The following is an 18,575-nucleotide window of genomic DNA, read 5'->3' on the forward strand; positions in this document are numbered from 1 at the left end:
CCCAAGACGAAGGAGTCACGCACGTGACCACCCCTGCACCCGACCTGCTCCACCTGCGCGCCGCGGGGGTGAGCCTCGTCCTGGACTGTGCGGGGCCGCTGCTGCCCCGCGTCCTGCACTGGGGGGCAGACCTTGGTGACGTCGCCGTCGCCGAGCTCGAGGCCCTGCGGCTGGCGAGCATTCCCCAGATCGCGGGGGCGACCGTCGACCTGCCCGTCCCGCTCTCGGTGGTCCCCGAGCAGTCGGTCGGCTGGCTGGGCACCCCCGGGGTGACCGGCCACCGTCACGGCGCAAGCTTCTCGACTGCCTTCCGCCTCTCTGGCGCCGTCACGCTCGGAGCCGGTGAGCACCCTGGCTCGCAGCGGGTGAGCGTGCGGGCGACCGACGACGACGCCGCGCTCGCCCTGGTCCTGGACCTCGAGCTCACCGCGAGCGGCCTCGTCCGCACCCGCGTTGCACTGACCAGCACCGCGGGCGCCGACGTCCCCGAGTTCATGCTGTCCTCCCTCGATCTGTCGCTCCCGGTGCCCACCGAGGCCGACGAGATCCTCGACTTCACCGGCCGCTGGATCCGCGAGCGCACCGCCCAGCGCAAGCCCTTCACCTTCGGCACCCACCTGCGCGAGGTCCGCAAGGGCCGCGGCCACGACGCGACGCTCATCGTCGCGGCGGGCCGGGCCGGCTTCGGCTACCGCTCCGGGGAGGTCTGGGGCGTGCACGTGGCGTGGTCGGGCAACTCCCGGATCCTCGCCGAGAAGATCCAGGGCGGCGCCCGCCACCTGGCCGCCGGTGAGCTCCTGCTGGCCGGGGAGATCATCCTCGCCGCCGGGCAGACGTACACCTCGCCGTGGGTGTTCGGCTCCTACGGCGACGGCCTGGACGACATGTCAGCACGCTTCCACACCTACCTGCGCGCGCGCCCCCAGCACCCGAGCGTGGCCAACGGGCGCCCCGAGCGCCCGGTCCTGATCAACGTGTGGGAGGCCGTGTACTTCGACCACCGCCTCGACAAGCTCGTGGCACTCGCCGACGAGGCCGCCGCGATCGGCGTCGAGCGCTACGTGCTCGACGACGGCTGGTTCCGTCACCGCCGCGACGACCACGCCGGCCTCGGCGACTGGTTCGTCGACGAGGTCGTCTGGCCGGACGGCCTCTCGCCCCTGATCGACCACGTGCGCGGCCTGGGCATGCAGTTCGGCCTGTGGTTCGAGCCCGAGATGATCAACCCGGACTCCGACCTGGCCCGCGCCCACCCCGAGTGGATCCTCGCAACCGGGAACCGGCTGCCCCCCGAGGCGCGCTTCCAGCAGGTCCTCGACCTGGGCCACGAGGGTGCCTACAACTACGTGCTCGAGCGGATCGACGCGATCCTCACCGAGTACCCGATCGACTACATCAAGTGGGACCACAACCGCGACCTGATCGACGCCGGGCACTCCCCGACGGGTCAGGCCGGGGTCCACAACCAGGCCGCGGCGCTGTACCGGCTGATCGACGAGATCCGCGCCCGCCACCCCCGGGTCGAGATCGAGAGCTGCTCGGGCGGCGGCGGCCGGGCCGACCTCGGCATCCTCGACCGCACAGACCGGATCTGGGCCTCGGACTGCATCGACGCCCTCGAACGCCAGAGCATCGAGGCCGGCACCGGGCTCCTCGTGCCGCCGGAGATGATGGGCTCCCACATCGGTTCCCCGCACTGCCACACGACCGGGCGCCGCCACGACCTGAGCTTCCGCGCCGGGACGGCGTTCTTCAGCCACCTCGGCATCGAGTGGGACCTCACGAGCGCGAGCGAGGCCGACAAGGCCGAGCTCGCTGGGTGGATCGCGTTGCACAAGGCGCACCGCGGGCTGCTGCACACCGGGACGGTCGTGCGCGCGGACCATCCCGAGCCGACGACCTGGGTGCACGGCGTCGTGGCGACCGACGCCGCCGAGGCGATCTTCGCCGTCGTGCAGCTGTCCTCGGGGCCCAACCAGGGGCCCGGCCGGGTGCGCCTGCCCGGGCTCGACCCGACGCGGCAGTACCGCGTCCAGGCGATCGACCCGGCCGACGCGATGGGCAACCGCACCGGCGCGGACCGCCTGCAGTGGTGGGACGACGGCGTGCAGCTCTCCGGCCGCACCCTGGACCGGGTGGGCGTCCAGGCGCCGATGCAGAACCCTGAGCACCTGGTCCTGCTGCACCTGGTCGCGGTCGCCACCGCCAGGGACGCGTGACACCGTGACCGACGACGCGACCGAACTTTTGACCACGAACACGAGAGGCACCATGAGCACCGAAGGCATGAGCACCGACAGCTCGAGCACCGGAACTGCGAGCACCGGCAGCCAGCCGTGGGCCGTCCCCGCCGTCCGTCGCACCCACACCACCCTGGCCGACGGACGCGACCTCTTCTACTTCGACGACTCCGAGCCGTACGTCTCCGGGAAGGCCACCCGCCGCCTGGACGACCCGCGCCCGCTGCCCGGCCGCTTCGAGGCGATCACCACGACCGGCCCCGACGGCGAGCCCGTCACCGCGCCTGTGACCGGCCCGACCATGCGCCTGGACGTGCTCACGGGCGAATGGATCCCGCATGCCGCGCACCGCATGAACCGCACGTTCCTGCCCGCCGCGGACTCGAACCCGCTAGCCCCTGCCAAGCCCGGCGCCGCCTACTCCGACGGTGAGATCCCCGCCGAGGACTACGACGTCGTCGTCTTCGAGAACCGTTTCCCCTCCCTCATGCGGGTCCCCGGGACGGTCGATGAGGTGACCGCCCTCGAGGGTGAGGACCTGTGGAAGGTGCGCCCCGCCGTCGGGCGCTGCGAGGTCATCTGTTTCTCTCCGGACTCCGACAAGTCCCTCGCCCAGGTCGGCCCCCGCCGGATGCGCACGATCATCGAGGCGTGGGCCGACCGCACGACCGAGCTGGGCAAGGTCGACGGCGTCGAGCAGGTGTTCTGCTTCGAGAACCGCGGCAAGGAGATCGGGGTGACGCTCAGCCACCCGCACGGGCAGATCTACGCCTACCCGTACCTCATGCCCAAGACCGACGTCATGCTGCGCCAGGCACGCGCGCACCGCGCCGGGACCGGGCGCAACCTGCTCCGCGATGTGCTCGACGCCGAGCTGCGCTCGGGCCGGCGCATCATCGCCCAGTCTGCGCACTGGGTCGCCTACGTGCCCGCGGCCGCCCGCTGGCCCATCGAGGTGCACCTCGCCCCGCGTCGCGACGTGGCGGACCTGCCGGCCTTGTCCGACGCCGAGCGTGCCGACCTCGCCCTCGTCTATCTCGAGCTGCTGGGCCGGATGGACCGGTTCTTCCCGGCCGCGGCGGACGGCCGCCCCACCCAGGCGCCGTACATCGCCGCGTGGCACCAGGCCCCGGTCCGCGAGGGCCGTGACGATCTGCGCCTGCACCTGCAGCTCTTCTCGATCCTGCGGGCACCGGGCAAGCTCAAGTACCTCGCCGGCTCGGAGTCGGGCGGCGGGGCATGGATCTCGGACACGACGCCCGAGCGCATCGCCGACCGTCTGGCCGAGGTCGCATCGCCGACGTGGGTGGACGTGACCGCAGACGCGCCCGCAGACGTGACCGTGCCCGCCGACGCCGGCGACCACGCGTGAACGCCCTCGACGTGGACTGGCTCGACGCCTGGTCCTTCGAGGAGGGGGCTGCGCGCGCCTCGGCGCTCTTCGAGGTGACCTTCGGCGAAGCGCCCGCCGGGGTGTGGTCTGCCCCCGGGCGCGGCAACCTCATCGGTGAGCACACCGACTACAACGGCGGGCTCGTGCTGCCCTTCGCGCTGCCGCACCGCACCTACGCGGCCATGCGGGCGCGCACGGACGGCCACATCCGACTGGTCTCCGCGCAGGAGGCAGGTGTGGTCCGGGAGATCGCTCTGGCCGACGTCGCCCCCGGCGCGGTCGACGGCTGGATCGCCTATGTCGTCGGCACGGCCTGGGCCCTTGCTCAGGAGGGCCTGACCGTTGGCGGCTTCGACGTGGCCATCACGTCCTGCGTGCCCTACGGCGCGGGTCTGTCCTCCTCGGCCGCGCTCGAAGGCTCGGTCGCGATTGGCCTGGATGCCCTCTACGGCCTCGGCCTCGGAGGCGACGACGCCGGGCGCCAGCGCCTGGTCGCGGCGTGCAGCCGGGCCGAGAATGAGATCGCCGGTGCCCCGACCGGTGGCATGGACCAGGCCGCCGCGCTGCGTACCCAAGCCGGCCACGCGCTGCTGCTCGACTGCCGCAGCCTCGAGGTGCGGCAGATCCCCTTCGACCTGGCGGCGGAGGGCCTGGCGCTCCTGGTCATCGACACCCGGGCCGAGCACCAGCTGGTCGACGGCCAGTACGCCGCGCGACGTACGACGTGCGAGGTGGCCGCTGAGGTGCTGGGTGTGGGCACGCTGCGTGAGGTCACCGACCTCTCCGGCGCGCTGGCCATGCTCGCCATGCCCGACGCCCTCGCGAGGCTGACTGCCGCGGGTCAGGACGGGCAGGTCGTGGCCCGCAGGGTGCGGCACGTGGTCACCGAGATCGCCCGCGTCGAGGAGGTCGAGCGCCTGCTCGACGCCGGCCGGACGGCCGAGGTGGGGCCGCTGCTCACGGCCGCGCACGCGTCGCTGCGGGACGACTACGAGGTGAGCTGCCACGAGCTCGACGTCGCCGTGGATGCGGCGATCGCCGCGGGTGCCCTCGGCGGACGGATGATCGGCGGCGGCTTCGGCGGCTCGGCGATCGCCCTCGTGCGCGCCGAGGACGTCGAGCAGGTCGCCGGTGAGGTGGCCGCCGGGTTCAGCGCGGAAGGCCTGACCCCGCCATCCTTCCTCGTCGCGGTCGCCTCCGCCCCGGCCAGCTGACCGTAGGGGGCGTGCTCTTGACTACGGGGCGTGCTGTCAACCGCACGCCGCGTAGTCAAGAGCACGCCCCGTACCCCGGTCCGGGACCAGTCCGCCGCCGCCGGCACCCGCCGGCACCCGCCGGCACCCGCCGGCACCCGCACAGCGTCCATCGGCGAGGACAAAGGTCCCCGGAAAGACGCTCACTCGGCGGCAAGGATCTATCTAGAGAATCCAGCTAGCAGGCCATCTAGACGTAGGAATTGATCCCCCATGGTGACCATCGACGTCAGCAGCACGATGAAGGAATACCTGGACCGCACCGACTGGCGAGTGAACGCCAACGCGAACCAGGGCTACTCCCTCGGCGGGCTGATCCTCAACACCGCTGGCAAGGTCACCGCGAACTACTGGCTATCCGACGTGTATCCCCTCGCCATCGGAGAGGCCCACCGCTCGGGCGACCTGCACATCCACGACCTCGACGTCTTCGGCGGCTACTGCGCCGGCTGGTCGCTGCGGATGCTCCTCACCCAGGGCTTCAACGGGGTACCGGGCAAGGTCGAGTCGAACCCGCCCAAGCACCTGTCCTCCGCGATCGGGCAGATCGTCAACTTTCTGGGCACCATGCAGAACGAGTGGGCCGGCGCGCAGGCGTTCAGCTCCTTCGACACGTACATGGCTGCCTTCGTCCGCAAGGACGACGTGCCCTACGACGACGTCAAGCAGTCCATCCAGGAGCTCATCTACAACCTCAACGTCCCCTCCCGCTGGGGTACCCAGACGCCCTTCACCAACCTCACCTTCGACTGGACCTGTCCGGAGGACCTCAAGGACGAGGTCCCGATCATCGACGACCGCGCCATGGACTTCACCTACGGTGACCTCCAGATCGAGATGGACATGATCAACCAGGCCTACATCGAGGTCATGACCGAGGGCGACGCCTCCGGCCGGGTGTTCACCTTCCCCATCCCCACGTACAACATCACCGAGGACTTCCCGTGGGAGTCACCGAACGCCACCCGGCTCTTCGAGATGACCGCGAAGTACGGCCTGCCCTACTTCCAGAACTTCCTCAACTCCGAGCTCGAGCCCGGCATGGTCCGGTCCATGTGCTGCCGCCTCCAACTCGACCTGCGCGAGCTGCTCAAGCGGGGCAACGGCCTCTTCGGCTCGGCCGAGCAGACCGGCTCGATCGGCGTCGTGACGATCAACTGCGCCCGCCTGGGCTACCTGCACAAGGGCGACGAGCCCGCGCTGATCGCTGCCCTCGACACGCTCCTGGACCTCGCGAAGAATTCTCTGGAGATCAAGCGGGAGGTTGTCCAGCACTACATCGACGAGGGCCTGTTCCCCTACACCCGCCGCTACCTGGGCACCCTCGACAACCACTTTTCGACCATCGGCGTCAACGGCATCAACGAGATGATCCGCAACTTCACCGCCGACCCGTGCGACCTCGACTGCGCCCACGCCGACGAGGACGTCACGACCGGGGCCGGCCACGCGATGGCCGTCCGCCTGCTCGACCACGTCCGCACCCGCATGGTCGAGTTCCAGGAGGCCACCGGCCACCTCTACAACCTCGAGGCCACCCCCGCAGAGGGCACCACCTACCGCTTCGCCAAGGAGGACCGCGCGCGCTTCCCCGGCATCCTGCAGGCCGGCACCGAGGACAACCCGTACTACACGAACTCCTCCCAGCTCCCGGTCGGCTTCACCGCCGACCCTTACGAGGCGCTCATGCGCCAGGAGGAGCTGCAGAGCAAGTACACCGGCGGGACGGTGCTGCACCTGTACATGTCGGAGAAGATCTCGACCGCGCAGGCCTGCAAGGAGCTCGTCAAGCGGTCGCTGAGCAATTTCCGCCTGCCGTACATCACGGTCACCCCGACGTTCTCGATCTGCCCGAGCCATGGTTACCTCGCGGGAGAGCAGCCCACCTGCCCGCGTTGCGCCCTCGAGCGGCCCGACGCCGAGCCGATCGTCTGCGAGGTGTGGACCCGGGTCATGGGCTACCACCGCCCGGTGAGCTCCTTCAACATCGGCAAGAAGGGCGAGCACGCCGAGCGGCAGATGTTCCAGGAGGCGCGGGCGCGCACCTCGCGCGTCGGGAGGTGACCACGCCGGCAGCCACGTCAGCAGTCATGGCGCACGGCGCCGGCGAGCTGACGATCGCCGGCATGGAGCCCTTCTCTGCCTGCGACTGGCCCGGGCACCTCTCGGCCGTGGTGTTCCTGCAGGGCTGCCCATGGAAGTGCACCTACTGCCACAACGTCTCGATCCTCGACCCGCGTGCCCCCGGTCAGGTCACCTGGGCGGCCGTCCGCGACCTGCTCTCGGCCCGCCGCGGCCTGCTCGACGCGGTGGTCTTCTCCGGAGGCGAACCCACCCGCCAGGCGGGCTTGGTCGACGCCGCGCGCCAGGTCCGGGCGATGGGCTTCGCCGTCGGGCTGCACACCGCCGGGGCATACCCCCGCCGGCTCGCTGAGGTGCTGCCCCACGTGGACTGGGTCGGCCTGGACATCAAGGCACCTGTCGGCAAGTACTCCGCGGTCACGGGCCTGGCCAACAGCGCCGACCCGGCCTTCATCTCCCTGCAACGGGTGCTCGACGCCGGCGTCGCCGTCCAGGTCCGCACGACCCTCGACCCGATGATCCTCAATGCCGACGACGTGGAACAGATCCGCGAGACCGTCACGTCCATGGGGGTCACCGACTACGTCGTGCAGGAGGTGCGCACCGACGGTACGAGCGAGGTCTTCGTCGAGAACCTCACCCGGTTCCGCCGGGCGCACCCGGTCGAGCCGCTCAGCTGAAGTCGCAGCCGACGAAGTCGGTGACCACGCCCACAACCGGCCCGTGCAGGGGTTCCCAGAGCGCCACGAAGGCGTCGGCCGCTGCCCGGGTGGCAAACACGACGGCGACGCCCGAGCCGCTTGATCCGGGTGAGTTCGGAACGATCCCCAGCGCCGCCAGGCCATCCTGGCACCGGAAGGCGAGGTCGGTGGTCACGTATCCCAGGTCGGCGAGATGGTCGCGGGCGGGGACGAGTCCGGGATCGCGGTAGAGGGGGTACTCCATCGTGCTGATCGCCAACCAGACGACCGTCTCGGGTTCGGTGTTGTCCCCCCTGATGGCTGTGGCCTCGTCGAGGTCCGCGGGCCATCCTTCGGTCAGGCCGGGGTGTGCGGCGGGTTGTCCCTTCGCGTCCATCCAGAGCGCCGCGACCTCCTCGACCGCTGTGTATGCCTCTGGTGTGGTGATGGGGTCACCAGCGACGTAGTCCATCTCCGAACGCGGGACGCGCGTCGTGATCGTGAGATCCTGGGCGGCCCAGACCGAGTATCGACCGGCGGGCAGCGGCGTCACGCCGTCCGTGCACACGGTGTGCTCGAGCGACCCGGCGGTCACGAGCGTGGTGCTGTCCAGCCCCGGCAGGGAGAAGGGCACCGTGCCGCTGGACCGGTCCGGGTCGAGGGACCCGACGACCACCCCGTCCTTGACCGCGACGAGGGTGGGATGGGCGGCTTCCCCTGCGAGGTCGTCCAAGGATAGGTTCCATGCGGTCACCGACATGCTCGAGCCGAGCGACAGGTCGGGGAACCCTGCGCTCAGTGCGACCCGCAGCCTCCCGGCGGGCGGGTTCACGAGCGCCCCGCACTGCGGGAAGGTCGCATCCGGGTTGGCCTGGGGGAGTGCGGCCGGAGCCCCGGACACCGTCCCGTCCGGGTTCGTCGTGCGGACCTTCCACGGCCCGCCGACGACGTCGATCGCGGTGGTCGCGGGCTCGACCGTGACAGTGATCGCGCCGTAGGCGTCGTAGTCGCCGGCTGGGATCGAGGTGGGGGTCGTGCCGCCGGCGTCGGGGCAGGCGACGACACGGTCCTCGAGCAGGGGCTGGATCTCTCCGGCCGTGAGCGTGACCTGGGCAGGGGCGCTGGCCGGCGCCTCGCCCACGGCGGGAACAGCGACCACTACGCCGTCCTGGACAAGGTAGATCCCCGGGTTCTCCTGGGTCGAGTAGGTCAGCGGGTCCGCGGTGGTGTTGCGCAGGTACATCGAGATGATCGTGCCGGTCTCGGTCGAGATGGTGACCCGGCTGTCCCCATCGGAGTCGACCATCTCGTTGCCCAGCGCCAGCGGCCCGTCCACGGCAGTGAGGGCGTCCATGCGCGCCCCGCAGGTGAACGCGGCCGGCTCGGGGACCGGAGACTCGACCCCGGGGTACAGGCGGTCGGGGAACGGGTGCGGCGCGGCGTCGTCGTGCAGGAGGGTGTATCCCAGGGCGGCCGCCGCCCCCGCGGTCAGGACACCTATGCCGGCGAGCCCGGCGACGAGCACGGGACGGCGGCGTCGGCGGCGCTCCACGGCGGCGGCGGCTCGGTCGGCGAGGACGTCGGGTGGGGACGCGGCGTCGGTCCCGGAGCCGGCGAGGGAGTGCAGGGCATCGTGCAGGTTGCGGTTCATGAGAGGGGCCTCGGATTCACGATGGGCGAGGGCTGCGAGGTGTCGCTGAGCGGGCCGAGCCGGTCGGCCAGGATCGCGTGGGCGTCGAAGAGGTGACGTTTGACGGTCCCGTCGGCGCAGCCGAGGGCGCTCGCGATCTGCGGCACGGTGAGGTCCTCGAAGTAGCGCAGCACCACGCAGGCCCGCTGGCGCGGGGTGAGCGCGTCGAGCGCGACAGCCACGTCCACCTGGTCGGCGACCGCGCTCTCCCGGCTCTCCTCGCGGTCGGCGATGCCCACCAGGTGCTTGATACCCGACCACCGGCGTCGCCGGCGGTACAGGTCGAGGTAGATCGTCAGGATGGCCCGGCGCACGTAGCCCTCCGAGACTGCGGCGGCTGGCGCAGAGCGCGGGGTGAACACCTTGACCAGGGCATCCTGGACGAGGTCCTCGGCTTCCCGGGTGTTCCCGCTCAGCAGGTAGGCGTAGCCGATCAGCGCGCGGTGGCGGGTGCGCACCAGCTCGTGGAGATCGGCGTTCCAGTCAGGCATGGAGGCCCTTTCGTGGTGGTGGCCCGTCACCCATCATGACGAACGGGTGGGCCGAAACGTTGGGGGCCGCCCATGCTCCCCGCGGCGTGTCGGGACCGGCAGCGCAATCCCTGCGAACCGGTCGTTTGCTGCGTAGACTTCCGGCAACATCGCCGCGGATGTGACCCACGTCACGCGGTGCTTGCGCTCGTCAAGGAGGACGAATGCTCGAGCTCGGATCATCCAGCATCACGATTGTCGCCGTCATCGCCGTGATCGGCGCCCTCTGTCTGGTCGTCGCCGTCGTCCTTCGCAAACAGGTCCTGGCCGCCCCGGAGGGCACCGCGAAGATGCAGGACATCGCCCTCGCGATCCAGGAGGGTGCCTCGGCCTACCTGAGGAGACAGTTCCGCACCCTCGCTCTGTTTGCGGTGATCGTCTTCGGGCTGCTGTTCCTGCTCCCTGGCGACGGCGGCATCCGGATCGGCCGGTCGATCGCCTTCCTCTTCGGGGCCGGGTTCTCCGCCTCGATCGGGTACCTGGGCATGTCCCTGGCGGTGCGCGCGAACGTGCGCGTCGCGGCGTCGGCCATGCGGCCGGGGGCACGCGTGGAAGGCGCCCGGATCGCCTTCCGCACGGGCGGCGTCGTCGGCATGTGCGTGGTGGGTCTGGGGCTGCTGGGCGCGGCCGGGGTGGTGCTCATCTATCGCGGCGACGCACCCTCGGTCCTCGAGGGCTTCGGCTTCGGCGCGGCGCTGCTGGCCATGTTCATGCGGGTGGGCGGCGGCATCTTCACCAAGGCGGCCGACGTCGGTGCGGACCTGGTCGGCAAGGTCGAACAGGGCATCCCCGAGGACGACCCGCGCAACGCCGCCACGATCGCGGACAACGTGGGCGACAACGTCGGCGACTGCGCGGGCATGGCCGCAGACCTCTTTGAGTCTTACGCCGTCATGCTCGTCGCGGCCCTCATCCTCGGCAAGGCGACTCTCGGCGAGGCGGGCCTGGTCTTCCCGCTCATCGTCACCGCGATGGGCGCCTTCGTCGCGCTGCTCGGGGTGTTCATCACGCGGGTGCGCGGGCAGGAGAACGGGCTGCGCGCGATCTACCGCGGCTTCTACACGTCGGCGCTGCTGGGCGCCGTGCTCTCCGCGATCGCCGCCTTCGTCTACCTGCCCTCGACCTTCGCGGAGTCCCCCGGGACCGCGGACCTGTCCGACGTCGCGAGCGACCCGCGCGTCGTGGCGAGCCTCGCGGTGCTCATCGGCGTCGTGCTCGCGGGCATCATCTTGTGGGTCACCGGCTACTTCACCGGCACGACGTCCAAGCCCACCCTGCACGTCGCGGCGACGTCGCGGACCGGGGCCGCGACCGTGGTGCTCTCCGGGATCGGCGTCGGCTTCGAGTCCTCGGTGTACACCTCCGGGATCATCGCCGCGGCGATCTGCGGGGCGTTCCTGCTGGCCGGGGGGTCCATCTGGCTCTCGCTCTTCCTCATCGCCCTGGCCGGCTGCGGGCTGCTCACCACGGTCGGGGTGATCGTGGCGATGGACACCTTCGGTCCTGTCTCCGACAACGCCCAGGGCATCGCGGAGATGTCCGGGGACGTCGACGCCGAGGGCGCCCAGGTGCTCACCGACCTCGACGCCGTGGGCAACACGACGAAGGCCATCACCAAGGGCATCGCGATCGCGACCGCGGTGCTCGCCGCGACCGCGCTGTTCGGCTCCTATGCCGATGCCGTGAGCGGGGCGCTGCGCGACATCGGGACGACGGCCGCCTCGAACGGCATCGTGAACTCGATGCTCAGCTTCGAGATCATCTCCCCGGTGACCCTGGTGGGGGTGATCCTCGGCGCCGCGACCGTCTTCCTCTTCTCCGGCCTGGCGATCGACGCGGTGACCCGGGCGGCCGGCGCGATCGTCTTCGAGGTGCGCCGCCAGTTCCGTGAGCACCCGGGGATCATGACCTACGAGGAACGGCCCGACTACGGCAAGGTCGTCGACATCTGCACCCGCGACTCCCTGCGTGAGCTCGCCACTCCGGGGCTGCTCGCGGCGTTCGCGCCGATCGCGGTGGGCTTCGGCCTGGGGGTGGGGCCGCTCGCCGGCTTCCTCGCCGGGGCGATCGGGGCCGGGGTGCTGATGGCGGTGTTCCTGGCGAACTCCGGCGGCGCGTGGGACAACGCGAAGAAGATCATCGAGGACGGGAAGTACGGCGGCAAGGGCTCGCCCGCCCACGAGGCCGTGGTCATCGGGGACACGGTCGGGGACCCCTTCAAGGACACCGCCGGCCCCGCGATCAACCCGCTGATCAAGGTGATGAACCTGGTGGCGCTGCTGATCGCGCCGGCCGTGGTGACCATGAGCGTGCCGGCGGACGCCAACCACGTGCTGCGGATCGGGGTGGCTGTGGTCGCCGCGGGCATCGCCTTCGGGGCGATCATCATGAGCCGGTTGCGGGTGGCCAAGATCGACGCGGAGTCGGCCGACGAGGCGCCGGGGGAGGCGCACATCCGGCCCGGCCCGGCCGGTCACCTGGCGGCGCCCAGTCCCGCGGCTCCATCGGCTCCCGCGGCTCACACCGGTGCGCCGACCTCGGTGCCGGCTCCGTCCCCGGTCCAGGCACAGTCCCGGTCGCGGCACGCGAGCGAGGAGAACTCCACGCAGCAGGGGCAGTAGCTGGGGCCGGTATCCGGGCCGCCCCGGTTGCGCAGGGGCGGGTCCGCGCCCACGATGCGGTTATGAACCTTTCGCGTCGCAGGCCGCGGGTCGGAGCACTCATGGGCGCGGGTCTGGTGTGCGCCGTCCTGGTCACCGGGTGCACGGGCACGCGGTCGCCCGCGATCGTGTGCCCGGCCGGACGCGACATCCGTGACCTCGAGTCGTCGGCGTCGGACGCGACCTCCACCGCGACGATCGCCGACGTCAACAACCTCTACATGATGCTGATCGAAGGTCGCCCCCCGGCCGAGATCAAGGCCGAATGGCAGACGACGACCGACTTCATGAAGCATGCGAACACCGAGCTCCAAGCCCTGGACAACCCGGCCGACCAGGCCGCCTTCGAGAAGGTCTGGGACCCGTTGGTAGCTGAGTTCACCGACCAGGGCACGAGCGTCGGCACAGCGGTCGGGAGAATCGTCGCGTACACCGACGCCGAGTGCAGCGAGACCGCGACCCCGACGGACGGGGCTGGCTGAGTGCGGCTGCTCAGCTACAACGTCAAGAGTCTGCAGATCGATGCGGATGCGGTCCGCCGTGTCATCGTCGAGACCTCCCCGGACGTCGTCGCCGTCCAGGAGGCCACGCGCTACCTCACCGGTGGCCGACGCCGGATGCGCCGCCTCGCGGCGGAGACCGGGATGGTCTGCGTCATCCCCGGTGGCAGCCCCTTCGGGGCCTACACGACGGCGCTCCTGGTCTCGGCCGAGCTGGCGCCCACGGTTGTCGGGACGCGCGGACGGCCGTTGTCGTGGCGCTGGTGGCGCCGGCGCGACCTGGTGGCCTGGCCCACCCGGCGCGGCTGCGCCGTCGTCGACCTCGGTGACGTGGTGGTGATCTCGGTGCACCTGGGACTGGACGCGCGTGAGCGCGCGGACCACTGCGACGAGATCAACGCGCTCCTCGAGCGGTACGGCCCGCATCGGTGCATCGTCGCCGGCGATCTCAACGAGACCCCGGATGGCCCGTCCTGGGCCGCGTTGGGCCGTCACCTCCGGGACATGGCGGCCGGGTCGACCGAGGGCACCTTCCCCGTTCCGACCGCCCGACGCCGCATCGACGGCGTGCTCGTCGGCTCCGCGATCGCGGGGGGTGAGGTCCGCGTGGTCCGGTCCGACGCGGCACTGCGAGGCAGCGACCACTTCCCGTTGCTCTGCGCGGATCTGCAGGTCGGCCCGGTGCCGAGGGGGTGAAATCGCGCGACGGGCATGGGCACAAGTACCCGTGGGTGCCCCTTGCAGGCAGTACACAGGAACCGGGAGTATGGCTGCCATGACCACTCACACGAAGCGCAAGTCCGTGTCCGCCACCGCAGGCGTTGCCGTCCTCCTCGGGGCTCTGCTCGCCGGATGCAGCGGCGGCGCGTCGATCGAGGACTTCTGTGCCGACGGACAGGCCATCCAGGATGGCGCGTTCCTCGACGATGTCGACTCCACCGACACCGAGGCGGTCAACAAGGCCGCCGCGGACGGGCTCGCCCAGATCAAGGCGATCAAGGCACCCAAGGAGATCGCCGACGACTGGAGCACGCTCACCGACGCCATGGACGAGTACCTCGGCGCCCTCAAGGACGTCGACGTCACCTCCGACGAGGGCATGGAGAAGATGGCTGAGATCTCGAAGACTATGACCTCCGACGAGGTCACCGCGGCCTCGAAGAGCGTCGAGACCTTCATTTCCGAGAACTGCGAAGCCTGAGCCTTTTCGTTCCAGCGCTTCGTCTGACTGGAGGCGGTCCCCGTATGGGGGCCGCCTCCAGTCGTCTCCGGGGGAAGAGGGTCCGGGGGAAGATAGGTGCATGCCCCTCGGTGACCCCACGATCGACCCACGCCTGCTCCCGCTGCTGCGCGACGACCTCGCGGCCGCCTCCTACACGGTCGACGGCGTGGAGGACTTCCTCGGTCCGCTCGCCGCGGCGGCTCTCCACCGCGAGCAGGCCGTCCCCGCGCTGCGCGTCGCGCGGGCCGCGCTCGGCGGCGCGACCGAGACGGCGTCGGGCCAGACGGAAGCCAGCCGAGAACCCCGCGCGGTGCTCACCGCGCTCTTCCTGCTGGGCCTCGAGGTCACCCGCGCGGATGTCGACGCGGCCCTGCCCACGGTGGGCACCGACGGCGCCACCCGCCTGGGCCTGGTCGTCGCGGCCGGCACGGGGCCCGGCGACGGCGTCCGCGCGCTCCTCGACCTGCGCCCATACGACGCGGCTGACGCGACCGGCCCCGTGTCCTGGTGGCTCGCCTCGGACCTGGGAGAGCTCGCGACGGGCCGCCGCCTCGCAGGCGACCACGTGCTCGGAGCCGGTGGCGCGTCGATCACGCTCGCCCAGGTGACCATGCGGACCCCGGTCGGCCGGGTGCTGGACCTGGGGACCGGCTGCGGCATCCAGGCCCTGCACGCCTCCCGGCACGCGGGAGCGGTCGTCGCGACCGACATCTCCCGGCGGGCGCTGCGCTTCGCCGAGTTCAACGCCGCCCTCGACCAGGTGCACCTCGACCTGCGGGAAGGGTCGATGCTCGAGCCCGTCGCGGGGGAGCTGTTCGACCTCGTCGTGTCGAACCCGCCGTTTGTCATCACCCCGCGGGCTGCGGGCACCGGGACCATCCCGGACTACGAGTACCGCGACGGCGGCCGCGCCGGGGACGACCTGGTGCGGGACCTGATCCAGGGCGTCGGCGACGTGCTCGCCCCGGGCGGGGTCGCCCAGCTGCTCGGCAACTGGGAGCACCGCCGCGGCGAGGGGTGGACCGAGCGGGTCGGCGGGTGGCTGGACGAGGCCGGGCTGGACGGCTGGGTCATCCAGCGCGAGGTCCTCGACCCGGCCGAGTACGCCGAGACGTGGATCCGCGACGGCGGCACCACCCCCGAGCGCGAGCCCGCGGAGTGGGCCGCGTCCTACGAGGCGTGGCTCGACGACTTCGCGACCCGCGACGTCGAGGCGGTCGGCTTCGGGATCGTGACCCTGCGCAAGCCGGTCGCACCGAGTGGCACCAGCCTGCGCCGACTCGAGGAGCACACCGGCTCCGTCCGCCAACCCCTCGGCGGGCACCTGGCCGCCTCCCTCGCGGCCCACGACTGGCTCGAGGCCACCGACGACGCCGCGCTGGCCGCCGCGCGGCTGACCGTCGCCCCCGACGTGAGCGAGGAGCGCTACCTCACCCCGGGAGCCGGTGACCCGAACGTCGTGATCATCCGTCAGGGCGACGGGCTCGGTCGCGGGATCCAGGCCTCGGCCGGGCTGGCCGCACTGGTCGGGGCGAGCGACGGCGAGCTCTCGGTGGGCCAGCTCACGGCGGCCATCGCCTCGCTCTTCGAGGTGCCGGCTGGCGAGCTGGCGGGCGAGCTCCTACCAGCCGTCCGCGGCCTTGTCCGCGACGGCTTCCTCACCCCCGCCCCCTGAACGCCGCCGAACTCCCCGAGCCCCGCCGAACTCCCCCGAGCCCCGCCGAACTCCCGCCAAACTCCCGCTGAGTGCGGTCAAGTGGCTGGACAAACCGGGCGCCGGGCAGCCGTTCGACCGCATTCAGCGGGAAGGGGAGTGGTTCAGCGGGGAGTTGGCGTGGCTTGGCCGGGGGCAGGCGTGCGGGGGAGGCGCACCTCGAAGGTCGCCCCGGTGGCCGGGGGACGGGCCGCCCGGACCGTGATCTCGCCGCGGTGCGCGGCGACGATCGCCTGGGCGATCGCCAGACCGAGGCCGGTCGACCCGCCGCCGCGGTTGCGGGCGGAGTCCCCGCGGCTGAAGCGCTGGAACAGCGACGACGCGAGCGACGGCGGGATGCCCGGCCCGTCGTCGGTCACGGCGATGACGACCTGGTCGCGTTCGGGGCGCACCGACAGGACCACCGTGGTCCCGGGCGGGGTGTGCACCCGGGCGTTGCCGAGCAGGTTGGTGAACACCTGGCGGAGCCGGGCCTCGTCGCCGGTCACGACCGCGTCGGTCGACTCGACCGGCGCGGCCCCGTCCTCGTCGTCGGGCAGCTCGAGGCGCCACACGTGGTCGCGGCTCGCGGCGTGGGCGTCGGCGGCCGCGTCGATCGCCAGGACGGTGAGGTCGACGTCGGCTCGCTCGAGCGGGCGACCGGCGTCCAGCCGGGCGAGCAGCAGCAGGTCTTCGACGAGCGCCCCCATCCGCAGCGCCTCGGACTCGATCCGGTCCAGGGACCGCAGGGTGTCCGCCGGGACCACGTCGGGGGAGCGGCGGACCAGCTCGGCGTAGCCGCGGATGGAGGCGAGCGGGGTGCGCAGCTCGTGGCTCGCGTCCGCGACGAACTGACGCACCTGGGTCTCGGACTCGTGACGGGCCGCGAGGGAGCTCTCGACATGGCCGAGCAGTCGGTTGAGGGCCGCGCCGACGGTGCCGACCTCTGTCCGTTCGTCGGTGTCGCCGGGTTCCACACCTTGGATCTGCACCACCTCGCCGCGGTCCAGCGGCAGCTCCGAGACGCGCATGGCGGTCTCGGCGACTCGTTCCAGGGGGCGCAGTGCCCGCCGCACGAGGATCGTCGCGGCGGCCGCTGCGACGCCGGCGGCGAGCACGATGAGCATGATCTCGACGACAAGATAGGAGCGCAGCGGCTCGTCGGCGGTGGTCGTCGGCAAGGCCGTGATCACCCGGTTGCCGGTGACGTTCGTGGCGGAGATCGCCCGGTAGGACCCAAGATCGCTGAGGTGGACCGGGTGGATCCTCCCGTCGGTGGGGATCGCCATGAGCTCGGCGAGCTGGGCGTCGGTCAGCGGGGTCGAGGTTCCGGCGTTGTTCGGATAGGACGCCTGGATCACCTCCGTACCGGAGAAGAACACGTCGATCGTGCCCGCGCTCTGTCCGGGGATCTGTCCGGGGAGCTGGTCCGGGCCCAGGATCTGGTCGCCGGGTTGTCCAGTGTCCGACGGCCGGTCCATCATCCGTGGGCGGATCACCGCGCGATCGCTCGCCGACTTCAGCTGGGCGTCGACCTGGTCGAGGAGCTGGCTGCGCAGCGCGAGCGTGCTCACGACCGCCAGGACGGTGCAGATCACCAGGACGAGGCCGATGAGCAGCGCGACGAGCTGGCGGCGCAGGGTCCACGGACGCCGTCGGCGCTGCTCGGGGGCCGGTGCCAGCGCCGCTGTCTGGGCCGCGGTGGGGGCGGCGGTCACGCAGCCGGTCCGGCGGGCTTGAGCACGTACCCCACCCCGCGCAGCGTGTGGATCATCGGTTCGCGTCCGGCGTCGATCTTGCGCCGCAGGTAGGAGATGTAGAGCTCGACGATGTTGGCCTGCCCGCCGAAGTCGTACTGCCACACCCGGTCCAGGATCTGCGCCTTGGACATCACCCGTCGGGCGTTGCGCATGAGGTAGCGCAGCAGCTCGAACTCGGTCGCGGTGAGCGCGATCTCATCCCCTCCCCGGGTCACCTCGTGGGAGTCCTCGTCGAGCACGAGGTCGCCGACGACGAGGGTCGCGTCCTCGCGCGCGGCGTTCGCCCCGGCGCGGCGCAGCAGCCCCCGCAGCCGCGCGACGACCTCCTCGAGGCTGAACGGCTTCGTGACGTAGTCGTCCCCGCCCGCGGTGAGCCCCGCGACGCGATCCTCGACCGAGTCGCGGGCAGTGAGGAAGAGCACAGGCACAGCCGACTGGTGCTGGCGGATGCGGCGCAGCACCTGCAGCCCGTCGATGTCGGGGAGCATGACGTCGAGCACGATCACGTCGGGAGACACGTCGCGGGCGAGCTTGACCGCGCTCTGCCCGGTCAGCGCCGTCGAGACGTCCCAGCCCTCGTAGCGCAGCGCCGAGGTGAGCAGCTCGGCGAGGTTCGGCTCGTCGTCGACCACGAGGACGCGCAGGGGGCTGCCGTCCGGCCGGGCGAGGCGCGGCTGCGCCGCGTGGGTGAGGCGCGGCTGCGCGGCGCGGGGGGCGTCGGCGGGCGCGGAGGAGGGGGTGACCATGTGTTCATGGTGCACCTCCGGTCTCTGCGTGTCCTGAGATGAGCCTATGAGAACCCTGTGAATTGGAGCCGATCGTGCTCACCGCATCGACGCGATCTTCGCCGGACCGCCACAGGTCTGGCATAT

Annotated in this window: 14 protein-coding genes; 10 read left to right on the plus strand and 4 right to left on the minus strand. The window is 71.4% G+C overall.

From position 1 onward, the window contains the following. Positions 1–23 precede the first annotated feature (23 nt). From BLQ50_RS04160 to BLQ50_RS04180, 5 genes are all read left to right on the plus strand, one after another. Positions 24–2,219 (plus strand): alpha-galactosidase, encoded by a 2,196-nt coding sequence (locus tag BLQ50_RS04160; RefSeq protein WP_093181379.1) that lies wholly within the window; start codon positions 24–26, stop codon positions 2,217–2,219. 67 nt (positions 2,220–2,286) lie between these two features. Beyond that, positions 2,287–3,612 (plus strand): galactose-1-phosphate uridylyltransferase, encoded by a 1,326-nt coding sequence (gene galT, locus BLQ50_RS04165; protein WP_093181709.1) that lies wholly within the window; start codon positions 2,287–2,289, stop codon positions 3,610–3,612. Continuing rightward, a complete protein-coding gene (gene galK, locus BLQ50_RS04170; RefSeq protein WP_175558952.1) occupies positions 3,609–4,847 on the plus strand; it encodes a galactokinase in 1,239 nt (412 codons plus the stop codon). The genes galT and galK overlap by 4 nt, the downstream gene beginning before the upstream one ends. A 252-nt stretch (positions 4,848–5,099) precedes the next feature. Continuing rightward, positions 5,100–6,950: a ribonucleoside triphosphate reductase gene (locus BLQ50_RS04175; protein ID WP_093181380.1), complete on the plus strand. Its 1,851-nt coding sequence runs from the start codon at positions 5,100–5,102 to the stop codon at positions 6,948–6,950. Beyond that, positions 6,947–7,648 (plus strand): anaerobic ribonucleoside-triphosphate reductase activating protein, encoded by a 702-nt coding sequence (locus BLQ50_RS04180; protein ID WP_245700868.1) that lies wholly within the window; start codon positions 6,947–6,949, stop codon positions 7,646–7,648. Before BLQ50_RS04175 ends, BLQ50_RS04180 begins: the two co-directional genes overlap by 4 nt. Here BLQ50_RS04180 and BLQ50_RS04185 read toward each other — a convergent pair. Then, on the minus strand, positions 7,641–9,299 hold the full coding sequence (locus BLQ50_RS04185) for a hypothetical protein (protein WP_093181381.1): 1,659 nt from the start codon (positions 9,297–9,299) through the stop codon (positions 7,641–7,643). The genes BLQ50_RS04180 and BLQ50_RS04185 overlap by 8 nt on opposite strands. After that, positions 9,296–9,829, minus strand: a complete 534-nt coding sequence (locus BLQ50_RS04190) for a sigma-70 family RNA polymerase sigma factor (protein WP_093181382.1) — start codon at positions 9,827–9,829, stop codon at positions 9,296–9,298. Before BLQ50_RS04190 ends, BLQ50_RS04185 begins: the two co-directional genes overlap by 4 nt. Positions 9,830–10,032: 203 nt before the next feature. Here BLQ50_RS04190 and BLQ50_RS04195 point away from each other — a divergent pair, with 203 nt between their 5' ends. The 5 genes from BLQ50_RS04195 to BLQ50_RS04215 all read left to right on the plus strand — a co-directional run bounded on the left by BLQ50_RS04195 (position 10,033) and on the right by BLQ50_RS04215 (position 15,925). After that, complete coding sequence (locus BLQ50_RS04195; protein WP_093181383.1) at positions 10,033–12,489, plus strand: sodium-translocating pyrophosphatase; 2,457 nt, start codon at positions 10,033–10,035, stop codon at positions 12,487–12,489. A 62-nt stretch (positions 12,490–12,551) separates the two neighbouring features. Continuing rightward, on the plus strand, positions 12,552–13,010 hold the full coding sequence (locus BLQ50_RS04200; protein ID WP_139185728.1) for a hypothetical protein: 459 nt from the start codon (positions 12,552–12,554) through the stop codon (positions 13,008–13,010). Beyond that, positions 13,011–13,724 carry an endonuclease/exonuclease/phosphatase family protein gene (locus BLQ50_RS04205; protein ID WP_093181385.1) on the plus strand — a complete coding sequence of 238 codons (714 nt, stop codon included), beginning with the start codon at positions 13,011–13,013 and terminating at the stop codon, positions 13,722–13,724. It begins immediately after the preceding gene. A gap of 79 nt (positions 13,725–13,803) precedes the next feature. After that, a complete protein-coding gene (locus BLQ50_RS04210; protein WP_139185730.1) occupies positions 13,804–14,229 on the plus strand; it encodes a hypothetical protein in 426 nt (141 codons plus the stop codon). Positions 14,230–14,329: 100 nt separating this feature from the next. Further along, on the plus strand, positions 14,330–15,925 hold the full coding sequence (locus BLQ50_RS04215) for a DUF7059 domain-containing protein (RefSeq protein WP_093181387.1): 1,596 nt from the start codon (positions 14,330–14,332) through the stop codon (positions 15,923–15,925). A gap of 143 nt (positions 15,926–16,068) precedes the next feature. On the opposite strand, the gene BLQ50_RS04220 is transcribed toward BLQ50_RS04215, so the two are convergent. Together BLQ50_RS04220 and BLQ50_RS04225 are read right to left on the minus strand one after the other, a co-directional pair. Next, the gene (locus tag BLQ50_RS04220) at positions 16,069–17,661 is read right to left on the minus strand and encodes a sensor histidine kinase (RefSeq protein ID WP_245700869.1); all 1,593 of its coding nucleotides are present in this window, start codon (positions 17,659–17,661) and stop codon (positions 16,069–16,071) included. Next, a complete protein-coding gene (locus BLQ50_RS04225; protein ID WP_093181388.1) occupies positions 17,658–18,449 on the minus strand; it encodes a response regulator transcription factor in 792 nt (263 codons plus the stop codon). The genes BLQ50_RS04220 and BLQ50_RS04225 overlap by 4 nt, the downstream gene beginning before the upstream one ends. Positions 18,450–18,575: the final 126 nt, after the last annotated feature.

Origin of the sequence: Sanguibacter gelidistatuariae (genome assembly GCF_900096585.1) — a bacterium.
Taxonomy (GTDB): domain Bacteria; phylum Actinomycetota; class Actinomycetes; order Actinomycetales; family Cellulomonadaceae; genus Sanguibacter; species Sanguibacter gelidistatuariae.

Bases quoted from the DNA above. Each gene is read 5' to 3' on its own strand.
- BLQ50_RS04225 (WP_093181388.1), bottom strand. From the start codon at position 18,449: ATGGTCACCCCCTCCTCCGCGCCCGCCGACGCCCCCCGCGCCGCGCAG.
- BLQ50_RS04195 (WP_093181383.1), top strand. From the start codon at position 10,033: ATGCTCGAGCTCGGATCATCCAGCATCACGATTGTCGCCGTCATCGCC.
- BLQ50_RS04215 (WP_093181387.1), top strand. From the start codon at position 14,330: ATGCCCCTCGGTGACCCCACGATCGACCCACGCCTGCTCCCGCTGCTG.
- BLQ50_RS04190 (WP_093181382.1), bottom strand. From the start codon at position 9,829: ATGCCTGACTGGAACGCCGATCTCCACGAGCTGGTGCGCACCCGCCAC.
- BLQ50_RS04200 (WP_139185728.1), top strand. From the start codon at position 12,552: ATGAACCTTTCGCGTCGCAGGCCGCGGGTCGGAGCACTCATGGGCGCG.
- BLQ50_RS04175 (WP_093181380.1), top strand. From the start codon at position 5,100: ATGGTGACCATCGACGTCAGCAGCACGATGAAGGAATACCTGGACCGC.
- galT (WP_093181709.1), top strand. From the start codon at position 2,287: ATGAGCACCGACAGCTCGAGCACCGGAACTGCGAGCACCGGCAGCCAG.
- BLQ50_RS04185 (WP_093181381.1), bottom strand. From the start codon at position 9,299: ATGAACCGCAACCTGCACGATGCCCTGCACTCCCTCGCCGGCTCCGGG.
- BLQ50_RS04210 (WP_139185730.1), top strand. From the start codon at position 13,804: ATGACCACTCACACGAAGCGCAAGTCCGTGTCCGCCACCGCAGGCGTT.